Annotated in this window: 4 protein-coding genes; all 4 read left to right on the forward strand. The window is 44.4% G+C overall.

Annotated features, from left to right (window positions below; translation table 11 throughout):
- Positions 1 to 77: 77 nt before the first annotated feature.
- Positions 78 to 428 carry a DsrE/DsrF/TusD sulfur relay family protein gene (locus tag AM305_RS09775; protein ID WP_005825550.1) on the forward strand — a complete coding sequence of 117 codons (351 nt, stop codon included), beginning with the start codon at positions 78 to 80 and terminating at the stop codon, positions 426 to 428.
- A complete protein-coding gene (locus AM305_RS09780; protein WP_005825552.1) occupies positions 428 to 1618 on the forward strand; it encodes a BaiN/RdsA family NAD(P)/FAD-dependent oxidoreductase in 1191 nt (396 codons plus the stop codon). The genes AM305_RS09775 and AM305_RS09780 overlap by 1 nt, the downstream gene beginning before the upstream one ends.
- A 251-nt stretch (positions 1619 to 1869) precedes the next feature.
- Positions 1870 to 4140, forward strand: coding sequence for a 5-methyltetrahydropteroyltriglutamate--homocysteine S-methyltransferase (gene metE, locus AM305_RS09785; protein ID WP_005825554.1), 2271 nt, complete (start codon positions 1870 to 1872; stop codon positions 4138 to 4140).
- A gap of 539 nt (positions 4141 to 4679) precedes the next feature.
- The coding region (locus AM305_RS09790; protein ID WP_005825556.1) for an ESPR-type extended signal peptide-containing protein at positions 4680 to 12144 on the forward strand (7465 nt) is incomplete at its 3' end.

The raw sequence follows: 12144 nt of genomic DNA on the forward strand, positions 1-12144 counted from the left end.
TTATTTGGGGGTTGTCATCAGTCTAAGACGCAAAATGGCGTCTTCTTCTATATTCAATGGAAAATGGAGAATAACCTATGCAAAAAATACTTTTTATCGTTCACGCCGCACCTTATGGCAATGAAGCCTTCTTCAGTAGCCTGCGCCTAGCATTACAAATTCAAGAACAACATAAAGCCCAAATCAAACTCTTTTTAATGTCTGATGCCGTTATTGGTGGTCTTGCCAAACAAAATCCGGCTGAAGGCTACCATATCCAACAAATGTTAGAAATCTTAACCTCTCAAGGTGCAACCATCAAACTCTGTAAAACCTGCACAAACGCACGAGGCATTACAGAACTTCCATTAGCGGAAGGTGTAGAAATCGGCACATTAAGCGAACTTGCCGATTGGACAATGGAAGCGGATAAGGTGTTAAATTTCTAATGAAAAATGTTGATGTTGTGATTATTGGCGCAGGAGCTGCCGGGCTATTTTGCGCCGCTCAACTGGGGCAAAATGGCAAAAAGGTCATTGTGCTAGACGCTGGCAAAAAGATTGGGCGTAAAATCTTAATGTCAGGCGGTGGCTTCTGTAATTTCACGAATTTAGAGGTTACACCTCATCATTATTTAAGCCAAAATCGCCATTTTGTGAAATCCGCTCTAGCTCGTTATACCAACTGGGATTTTATCAGCCTAGTTGCAAGCTATGGGATTTCCTACCACGAAAAAGAACTTGGGCAACTCTTCTGTGATGAAAGCGCTCAACAAATTGTTGATCTCCTCCAAGCAGAATGTGAAAAAGGCAAAGTAGATATTCAACTCAGACAAGCGGTCATTTCTGTTGAAAAAATTGCAGATTTTTTCCAAATTCAGACCGCTTGTGAAAACTATCAAGCGCCCCATCTTGTCATTGCAACCGGAGGGCTTTCAATGCCGGCACTCGGCGCAAGCCCATTTGGCTATAAAATTGCCGAGCAATTTGACATTCCGGTTATCGCACCAAGAGCCAGCCTTGTGCCTTTTACTTGGAAAGAAAACGATAAACCTTTTGCTGAGTTATCCGGTATCTCATTACCAGTCAGCGTGAGCAATCGAGGAATGACGTTTAATAATCAAATGTTATTTACACATCGAGGTTTATCTGGCCCTGCCATTCTGCAAATTTCAAATTATTGGGATTTAGGCGAAAGTGTCGAAATTGACCTACTGCCTGAAAATGACATTTTAGAGATCTTACTTGAATTACGCCAATCTTCGCCTAAATTGCAGCTAAAAACAGTGTTAAGTCGCTATTTGCCGAAGAAACTCGTAGAACTTTGGTTTGAACAAAAAATGCTAAAAGATCAAGTGATTGCCCAATTATCCAAAACGGAATTGATCTCGTTAGAACTATTTATTCATCATTGGCAATTCTTACCAAATGGAACCGAAGGCTACCGCACGGCAGAAGTCACGATGGGCGGTGTGGATACCGATCATATTTCATCGAAAACAATGGAAGCCAAACACATTAAAGGTCTCTATTTTATCGGCGAAGTCCTTGATGTTACCGGCTGGCTAGGAGGCTATAACTTCCAATGGGCTTGGTCTTCTGCTTTTGCTTGTGCTGAAGGCATTATCCACGCTCACTAAAAACAAGCGGTTAATTTTTCAGATTATTTCGGTGTGATATGTCGTTGTAGTCAATAATTTGTCAGCGCAAATTATATTTGCTCAAAGACTACCATATAAACATCAAAATTCTCTTACAAATTAACCGCTTTTCTCCTTTTTAAAACATGAATGAAATTCATAATAATACTGAAAATTATGAAGTTGCATAATAACTCTATTTAATAGATGATGAATTTAAATCTAAATTCACCAATAAATAGGAGCATATTATGACAACATACCACATCTTAGGCTTTCCACGCGTTGGGGCGAAACGTGAATTAAAATTTGCACAAGAACGTTACTGGCGTGGGGAAATTGCAGAACAAGATTTATTAGATTTAGCCAAAGCCTTGCGTGAAAAAAACTGGCAGCACCAAGCGGCTGCGAACGCTGATTTTGTGGCGGTGGGCGATTTTACCTTTTACGATCATATTTTAGATCTACAAGTAGCAACGGGAGCAATTCCTGCGCGTTTTGGGTTTGACAGCCAAAATTTAACCCTTTCGCAATACTTCCAACTGGCGCGTGGTAACAAAGATCAATTTGCCATTGAGATGACCAAATGGTTTGATACCAACTACCACTATCTTGTGCCTGAGTTCCATAAAAACACCGAATTTAAAGCCAACCCAGCTCACTACGTTAATCAAATCCGTGAAGCAAAAGCCTTAGATTTGAAGGTTAAACCTGTGATTGTCGGGCCTTTAACTTTCCTTTGGTTAGGCAAAGAGAAGGGCGAAGCTTTCAATCGTTTTGAGTTATTAAACAAACTTGTGCCTGTTTACCGTGAAATTTTAACCGCACTTGCGGCAGAAGGCGTGGAATGGATCCAAATTGACGAGCCGGCTTTAGCCTTAGACTTACCGGCACAATGGCTGGCGGCTTATCAGGCTGTCTATGCGGAATTAAGCCAAGTGGATGCGAAATTGTTATTAGCTACCTATTTTGGCTCAGTGGCAGAACACGCAGAATTGCTCAAAGGCTTAGCGGTGGACGGCTTGCATTTGGATTTAGTGCGCGCACCTGAACAACTTACGGCATTTGACGATTACCGCAAAGTGCTTTCGGCAGGCGTGATTGATGGGCGTAACATTTGGCGTGCAAACTTAAATCAAGTGTTGGACGTACTTGAGCCATTAAAAGCCAAACTCAGCGAACGTTTGTGGATTGCCCCAAGCTGTTCTTTGTTACATACGCCTTTTGATTTAGCGGTGGAAACGCAATTACAAGCGAATAAACCTGAACTTTATCAATGGCTTGCTTTTACGCTACAAAAAGTTGAAGAATTGTCGGTAATTAAGACCGCACTTGAACAAGGTCGAACAGCGGTACAAGCACAATTAGCGGCAAGCCAAGCGGCAGCGGATGCGCGTGCGACATCAACAGAGATCCACCGAGCCGAAGTGGCGGCTCGTTTAGCCAACTTACCTGAAGGGGCGGATCGCCGTAAATCGCCATTTGCAACGCGTATTGCGAAGCAAAATGCGTGGCTAAACTTACCGCTTTTACCAACGACAAATATCGGCTCATTCCCACAAACCAGCGAAATCCGCCACGCTCGTGCGAGTTTCAAAAAAGGCGAGTTAAGCCTTGCGGATTATGAAGCGGCGATGAAAAAAGAAATTGAATATGTGGTTCGCCGCCAAGAAGAGTTGGACTTAGATGTACTGGTTCACGGCGAAGCGGAACGTAACGATATGGTGGAATACTTCGGTGAATTGCTTGACGGCTTTGCCTTTACCAAATTCGGCTGGGTGCAAAGTTACGGCTCACGTTGTGTCAAACCGCCCGTGATTTATGGCGATGTGGCTCGCCCTGAACCGATGACAGTGCGTTGGTCGCAATATGCCCAAAGCCTCACCAACAAAGTGATGAAAGGAATGCTGACAGGGCCGGTAACGATTTTACAATGGTCATTCGTGCGTAACGATATTCCACGTTCAACGGTGTGTAAACAAATCGGCGTAGCCTTATCGGACGAAGTGTTGGATTTAGAAGCGGCAGGGATCAAAGTGATCCAAATTGATGAGCCTGCAATCCGTGAAGGCTTGCCACTCAAGCGGTCAGATTGGGACGCTTATTTGCAATGGGCAGGCGAAGCCTTCCGTTTAAGCTATATGGGCGTACAAGATGACACCCAAATCCACACCCATATGTGTTATTCCGAATTTAACGACATTTTGCCGGCGATTGCAGGCTTAGATGCGGACGTGATTACCATTGAAACCTCACGTTCTGATATGGAATTACTCACCGCCTTTGCCGATTTCAAATACCCGAACGACATCGGCCCGGGCGTGTACGACATTCACAGCCCACGCGTTCCAAAAGCGGAAGAAATCGAACACTTGTTGCGTAAAGCCTTGAAAGTCGTACCAAAAGAACGCTTATGGGTAAACCCGGACTGTGGCTTAAAAACCCGTGGCTGGAAAGAAACCATCGAACAGTTGCAAGTGATGGTGGACGTGACGAAGAAATTAAGAAAGGAATTGGGTTGATGTAGCAGATTTTATGGTGCAATGGGGCGAAAGATATTTCGCCCTTGATTTATCACAATTGTTTGGGCGAAAGATATTTCGCACCTACGTTTCATGTCTAACCGATTACGTCATAGGTGTTGTCGGTGTCATCGTCATAGGTCGTAGGGACAGGGTTTATCCCTGTCCGAGAGCGCAAAAACGGCGTAGGATGGATGAAAAAACAACATGGTAGGGGCGAAATATTTTTCGCCCTGATTTATCACGAATGTTTTGGGCGAAAAATATTTCGCCCCTACGTATAGGGTTTGATACGAAAAAAACGCCAATTCGCTGACTTTTTTCTGAAATTGTGATCCATGTCACGTTTAAATGCTTGTTTTATGTACATATTTAGTTGCAAAAGTATTCGGGGGGGGGTAAACTAAACGTTTGCAAATGAATTTCCGTAACTTCCTATGAGCCTGCCATTTCTGATGTTTGTGGTAGAAATAGTGGTATTCCCTTATTTTATCTAGGGGCTTGCGGTGTGATTTTCTTACTATACATCGGAGTGTATTATGAACAAAATCTTTCGTGTAATCTGGAACCATGCAACGCAAACTTGGACTGCCGTATCAGAATTAGCAAAATGCCACGGAAAGGTTTCCTCTCAAACAGATAAACGTCAATTCTCTCAAGGCGAAAATGCGCCATTTTTCAAATTAAGCCTTTTAAGTGCGGTCATTTTAGGGGTATTTTTCTCGGTTGATGCCTATGCTTGGAAAAATGCCGATGATAGTGTTGCCGGTTCCCAAAAAGATCATCCTAGCGTAGTTGTTATTGGTGCAGGTAGCTCTTATAAAGCCACTGCAGATGCCACTCACACCGTTGTTATCGGAGAGAGTTCTAAGGCTACCACTCAAGCAAGCGTGGCTATTGGTACAAATGCTAATGCGAGTGGTGGAGTAAACGCCGTGGCCATTGGTGCTTATGCCACAACGAGTGGTGAGAATGCTACCTCTATGGGGGTGTATGCAAAAGCCGGTGCTAAGGGCGTTGCTATTGGTGATCATACCACTGCCAATGGTTCACAAAGTGTTGCGCTCGGTTCTACAGTAAATGTTTCTTCCTCTCAATCAATCGGTATTGGTAACGATGTTCTTGTTTTAGGTCATGGTTCAATTGCATTAGGTAGCGATGATATTGGTGAGCTTAATGATATTTCTGAAACTGTTCAAGGTATTTCAGGGGTCAAACAACAATATGAGGGCAACTGGCAAGCTTCTGATACAAACGTGCCTTATGGTGAGAAGGTAAATGATAAGAAACTTTACGTCTCTACTGTTACAACAGGTCGAGCCTCTATTGCAATAGGTTCGCAATCGCAAGCCTTGAATGACTGGACAACAGTATTAGGTGCTCGAGCTTTTGCCAACAAAGAAGCTGCCACAGCCATTGGAGCAATGGCGAAAGCAATGGGCAATGCGTCCTTTGCCGGTGGTTTTAATGCCACAGCCGGCGCCGGTTTTACCGTTGCATTAGGGACGAATGCAACCGCTTCTCAAGGGGAAGCCACTGCGATTGGTTACGACAGCAAGGCCACCGCTACTAATAGCACAGTTTTAGGTTATAAAGCGAACGCAACATCACGCGATGCAACCGCATTAGGTTCTAATGCCACCTCTACGGGGGAAAGTGCAACTTCTGTGGGTAGAAATGCATTCGCTAACGGTATAAATTCTGTGGCGATTGGTAAAGATGCGGTTGCCAATAGAGAGAATTCAACCTCCCTTGGTGTTGGCGCAAATGCAACAGGCGGAAATACCATTGCGATTGGTCGTGATGCCAAAGTGGATACAAGATCCCACAATAACGGTGGGATAGCCATTGGTAAAAATGCTAAGTCTCTTGGAAATGGCAACTTAGCTTTTGGTACTTCTGCTTATGCGGGGACAGATCCTGCTCTTATTCCAACAGATGGAACTACGTCATATCCGGAGGTTGAATATTCGATGGCAATTGGTGATATTGCCAAAGCCTACGCTAACCGCTCTTTGGCTTTGGGGGTGGATAGTCTAGTTCAAAATAGCTCAACAGGTGCCATTGCTATTGGTAACGGCACAAAAGTTTATGATAAAAATAGCCAAGGCTCCGATCAAGCCATTGCTATCGGTTTCACCTCGAATATTACCGGCGCACCGGGTTCGGTTATTGTCGGTTCTCAATCGGATGTAAAATCTAAACACGCCGTTTCCTTAGGTTACAACGCAGATATTGGTGAAAACAAAGAAGGTGCGGTCGTTTTAGGGGCAAATTCCGGTGATACAGGTTCTTCCGCAACGCTCGCCACCACCGCAAGTGCGATAGTAGATGCGATTACCTACAGCGGCTTTGTTGGCACAATCGGTACAAGCAACAACCAAGGGCGTTTTGTCAGTATTGGTAACACCTCAGCCGGTGGTCAACGCAAACTCATCAACCTCGCTGCCGGCGAAGTTTCGCCAACCTCAACCGAAGCCATTAATGGTTCGCAACTTTATGCTTTAGCCTTAAAACAAGCGCGTTATTTCTCCGTAAACTCCTCTTTGGCAGAAAACCGTGGCAATAACGGCGCCACAGGGGGCAATTCAATTGCTATCGGACCGAAAGCTTCCGCTGTGGCGGCAAATGGTATTGCCATTGGTAACAACACCGCAGCAAGCGGTGGGGGTGATATTGTGATTGGTAACAATATCACCACCTCTACTTCAGGCGACAAAGGACGCTCTGTTTTAATCGGTGAAAACGTTACCGGAACTGGATCACAAGCAGTAGCATTGGGTTCCGGCACAAAAGCCGCGGCACAAGCGACTGCAATAGGTAACGAAGTCAGCGCAGAAGGACGCGGCAGTATTGCCCTTGGCGCCGATGATATAGGGGGCACTTTACCGTTTACTGACAATATTCAAGGCATTGCCGGCTTACACACAGCATACGGCGGCACATATACTAACACTAAAGCCACCACCGCAGGCGGTATTGCCATTGGTGCAGGGGCGCAATCGACAGGCGTTGGTGCGGCAGCAATAGGGACAGGTTCTCGCAGTTCAGGCATACTTTCCGCCGCACTTGGGCCGTTAGCCAGCGCTTCGGCGGATTTAAGCGTGGCAATTGGGGTAAAAGCCAGCGCCACACAAGCCGGCGGCGTAGCATTAGGGACAGACTCCCTCGCCGATCGTAGCGGTGGTGATGCTTACAAAGGCTATGATATTGCCACCAATGCCGCTTCTACAGAAACGATCCCGGCTTGGAAACCAAGCTATAGTGCCGTTTCTGTGGGTAAATCCGGCAAAACCCGTCAAATTATCAACGTAGCCGCCGGTAAGGAAGACACCGATGCGGTAAACGTTGCGCAATTGAAAAAAGCACGGATTAGCACGACTTACAAAGCGGACGGGGGCTTGAGTAATAATGCACTTAATACAGCAGAAAATTTAAAATCCTATGAAGTAAAAAGTGGCGACACGAAAAATATTGAATTCCTTTCTTCTCTCGATTGGGGAACGGGTGAGACTGCTTTTGGCGGCAATAATATTGAAATCTTGCACCAAGCTAACGGCAAATTCCAATTCGGGATTAAAAAACAACCGACATTTGAAAAACTCACCATTAGCAACGGCCCAGTGCTTAGTAGCACCGGTATTGCGATGGGCAATAAAAAAATCTCCGGTTTAGCCAATGGCGCAGACGCCGCTGACGCTGTGAACAAAGGGCAACTTGATGCAAGTATCGGCACCTTTACCTTTAAAGGCGAGAAATTCGATACTGGCGTAAATACAGATACCGCTGGCGATATTTGGCGCAGTAACGCAACAAAAACCTTTATGCTTGGCAGTACACAAAACTGGGGAAGCAATGAAAATCGTTATTCCGGTGATAATATCGAAGTGTTACGTGAGAATAATGCCAATTTCCATATTGGCTTAAAAACCAACGCCACTTTCGACTCCATCTCCATTAGTGGTAACAACGGCCCGAAATTGAGCGGCACGGGCTTGGATATGAAAAATAAAGCCATTACTAACTTAGTTTCAGGCGGTTCAACGGATACCAACGCCGCCAATATTGCCGACGTTAAACGTTTAGCAGCGGCAGAAGTGGCGAAAATCCCAACGTCGCAACCGCTTAAATTCCGTGGTGATGATAATCAAGATGTAAGCCGCAACTTAGGCACCACTTTAAGCATTAAAGGCGGTTCAACAGCGACAACCTTGACAGATAAAAATATCAAGGTGACCAAAAATACATCAAATGATGGTTTGAGCATCCAAATGGCGAAAAGCTTAACGGATTTAACTGATGCAACCTTTGGGGACGCCAATGCGAACAATCTTAAACTCAACAACACAGGTTTAACCTTAACCACCGCTGGCGCATCAAGCCCTGTTCGATTGCTTGGCGGCGCAAACGGCGGTCAACTTACCGGCTTAGAAAGCCGTACAACAACGGCTGCAGATTACGGCACAGGCACTAACGCAGGACGTGCAGCGACAGAAAGTGCGGTGAAAGATGTGAAAGATAATTTAGCCGTGAATACCACTTACAGCGCAGATGGAGATATAAAAGGATCGACTGTTCAAACCACCACAAATAGTTATAGTGTCGCCAGCGGTACAACAAATGGTGCAGTGAAATTCCTTTCCAATAAAAACTGGACAAACAACAACGTCAAATATTCCGGCGATAATATCGAAATTCTTCGTGATAGCTCTAACGGTACCTTCTACTTCGGGATGAAAAGTGATCCGGTATTCGATAATGTAACGGTCAACACAACCTTAACGGTAGGAACTACAGGGCCGGTATTAAGTAACAACGGCATTGATATGCGCAGTCAAGTTGTTAAAAATCTAAAACCTCGCACAACGCTAGAGAGCGATTATGCTCAAGGCGATAATGCGAATAATGCCGCAACAGAAGCCGCCTTGAAAAGAGTACAGACTGCGTTGGATAACGAAAAAGTGAATAAATCCCGACAAATTAAATTCTATTCACCAGACAATGACGGTAATGGTGCTTTAAGAGAATTTGGTTCTTGGACGTTGAAGGATGACGGTAAATTAGAATTCCAAAATGGTGACGGTATTCACTTAGAAGGCGGCGCAAATAAATTGACTATTAGCTTAACATCGGATATCAAAACTAAGCTCAGTAATATTGATAAAAAAATGAATACTGATTTGAGCAATATCAATAAGCAAGCCGCTAAAAATTTGATTGACGAATTGATTGAAGTCACGGCGGACGGGGCTGACAACTTAGCGACAGTAGAGCTGGATGACAGCACTACTGACAAAACGATCTATAAAGTTAGTGTGACCAAAGAGGATGTTGTAGACAATATTACAGACACCTTTGCGAAAAAAAATGCGTCGAATTTAGATACAAATGACATTGCCAAATGGAAAGAAAAAATCGACACCAACACTCAATCAGTGGATAAAGTGGAAAATGGTGCAGGTTCTATCTTAACCGTTACATCAAACGGTGATTACACCGAGGGCGCAGTAAAAGGTAAAAAATACACTGTGGGCTTAACGGCGGCGAAAGTGGTCGAAGCGGTTCAACCTGAGTTAGAGAAAAAACTCAATAAAGACGCATCGAATTTAAGCGAGGACGACAAAGCCAAATGGAAAGAAGCGATTGACACAGTTTCCATTGAAAAAGTGGTCGCCGATACAAATTCAGGCATTACTGTTGGCGAAGTGGAGCGCGATGATAACGTAAAAGGCAAAAAATATACCCTTAGCTTAAATGCAGACAAGATCAAAGATCTTGCCGGCACAACCGATCTTGCCACACGGTTAGACAATAAAGCCAATATCAGCTTGGATAACATCAACGAGGCCGGCGAAAATAAAATCAAAGGATTAATTGAAGTCAAAGCCAAAGCCAGCGACAACAATTTAGCCAAAGTCACCAAAGCGGCACAAACGACAGGCAATAAAGACGTTTACGAAGTGGAAGTAACGAAAGATGATTTGGTTAACAAATTGGGCGATACTTTTGCGAAAGCGGATGCAACCAATATCACAGGCGACAATGTCAATAAATGGAAAACGGCGCTTGGTGTGTCTGATTTGAATTTGCATTACAAAGCAGATAACGAAACGAGCACTAAAACCACCGCACTTTCTACCGGTTTACATTTCAAAGGCAGCGATGGTATTAGCATTAATACGGAAAATGGCGGTGTCGTGAACTTTGGTATTACCAACGGCGGTATTACCAAAGATAAATTGGCAGAGGACGTTAAAACAGCAATTAATAATGTTGACAACAAAGCCAATAAAGACGCTACGGGTTTAAGCGAGCAAGACAAAGCCAAATGGAAAGCGGCGATTGATACCACTTCTGTTGAGTTGGTTACCGCTGAGGCAAATTCCGGTATTACCGTAAGTAATGCGGCTGACCGTAATGATGGCACAGCAGGTAAAAAATACACCTTGAGTTTGGATCAAGCTAAAATCAAAGATCTTGCCGGCACAACTAATTTAGCGAATGATTTAGCGAATAAAGCGGATAAAAATTTAGGCAATATTGACGATGCCGGCAAAACGGTGATCAAAAATGCCGCTAAATCTGCGGTTAAAGTCACAGCTGTGGGCGATAAAGTGACTGTGAGCAAAGAAACAGAAGCAGACGGCGTAGATAACTACAAAGTCTCTGTGGATATGTCACACCTTGCCACAAAAGCCGAGTTAAGCGGTACGAAATTGAAATATCAAGCCAACGGCGATACAGCAGGCTCAGCGCCAAAAGAAGTCTTGTTGTCCACTGGGTTGAATTTCCATTCAGATGATTTATCCGTGACCACCGCAGAAAACGGCAAAGTGAGTTTTGCTATTAAAGACAACGCCATCACAGCGGATAAAATCGCTAACAATGCAGTAACAGGCGATAAAATCCAAAATGGCGCCGTCACTGAAAACAAACTTGGCGATGATGTGAAAAACAAAATTGCTGCGGCGAAAACTGTTGTGGCAGTTAATCCTGCGGCAGACGGTGTGTTGAATTTAAACACAGGCACTGAAGGTCAAGCCACTAAATACACCTTAAGCGTCAATGGAGCGAAGCTAAAAGAAATGGCGGGAACGACCAATTTAGACGACCGTTTCAACGGCAAAGCGGATACATCCACGGCGTTTAGCTTAAAAGTGAAAGAAAGTGCTGGAACCCAAGAAGCCAAAAAATGGACATTGGCAAACAATGGCGACATCGTCTTTAGTGCCGGCGACGGCTTAACCGCAAGCAAAACGAACGAGGGTATTCAATACGATTTAACCGCTGCGCATAAAACCACCTTAACCAAAGTTGAAAACCAAGGCATTACTTTCAGCGGCGACAGCGGCACGGCTCAAACCAAAAAATTGGGCGAAGGCATTGCGGTGAAAGGTGGTGAAACCGATGAAAGTAAACTTACCGCTACAACGGATAAAAATATCGGTGTGGTGGCAAGCCCAAATGGCTTAGAAGTAAAACTTGCCAAAAATTTGACCGCTCTTGAAACGGTAACGGCGTCCGAGAAAGTTACCGTTGGCTCAGGCGATAACAAAGTGGACATCAAACCAAATGAAATCGCTTTCGGTAAAGACGGCACTAATGGAAAAGGCAAAGGCAAAATTACCGGCCTAGCGGATCCGGAAAAAGGCACAGACGGTAAAGTTATCGATAAGACACAAGCCGCAAATGTGGGCTATGTGGATAGCAAACTCGGCGAATTAGGCGACAAACCGTTGAGCTTCACAGGCAATGACACGGCAACAAAAGTAGATCGTAAATTAGGTGAAACCTTAACCATTGAGGGCGAGGGCTCAACGAAAGAGGGTTGGGCAGGAAAAGATACCGCCGCTAACAATCTCTATGTTGCAGCAGAAACAAGTAAATTAGTGGTGAAATTGGCAAAAGATTTGGTGAATTTAAATTCTGTTACTGTTGGAACTGACACCGAAGGAACGAAAATCACCAAAGACGGTACGACCTCGAAATTTAAAGATGCGGACG

Origin of the sequence: Actinobacillus minor NM305, from assembly GCF_000175195.1 — a bacterium.
Lineage (GTDB): Bacteria > Pseudomonadota > Gammaproteobacteria > Enterobacterales > Pasteurellaceae > Haemophilus_A > Haemophilus_A minor.

Bases quoted from the DNA above. Each gene is read 5' to 3' on its own strand.
- AM305_RS09775 (WP_005825550.1), top strand. From the start codon at position 78: ATGCAAAAAATACTTTTTATCGTTCACGCCGCACCTTATGGCAATGAA.
- AM305_RS09780 (WP_005825552.1), top strand. From the start codon at position 428: ATGAAAAATGTTGATGTTGTGATTATTGGCGCAGGAGCTGCCGGGCTA.
- metE (WP_005825554.1), top strand. From the start codon at position 1,870: ATGACAACATACCACATCTTAGGCTTTCCACGCGTTGGGGCGAAACGT.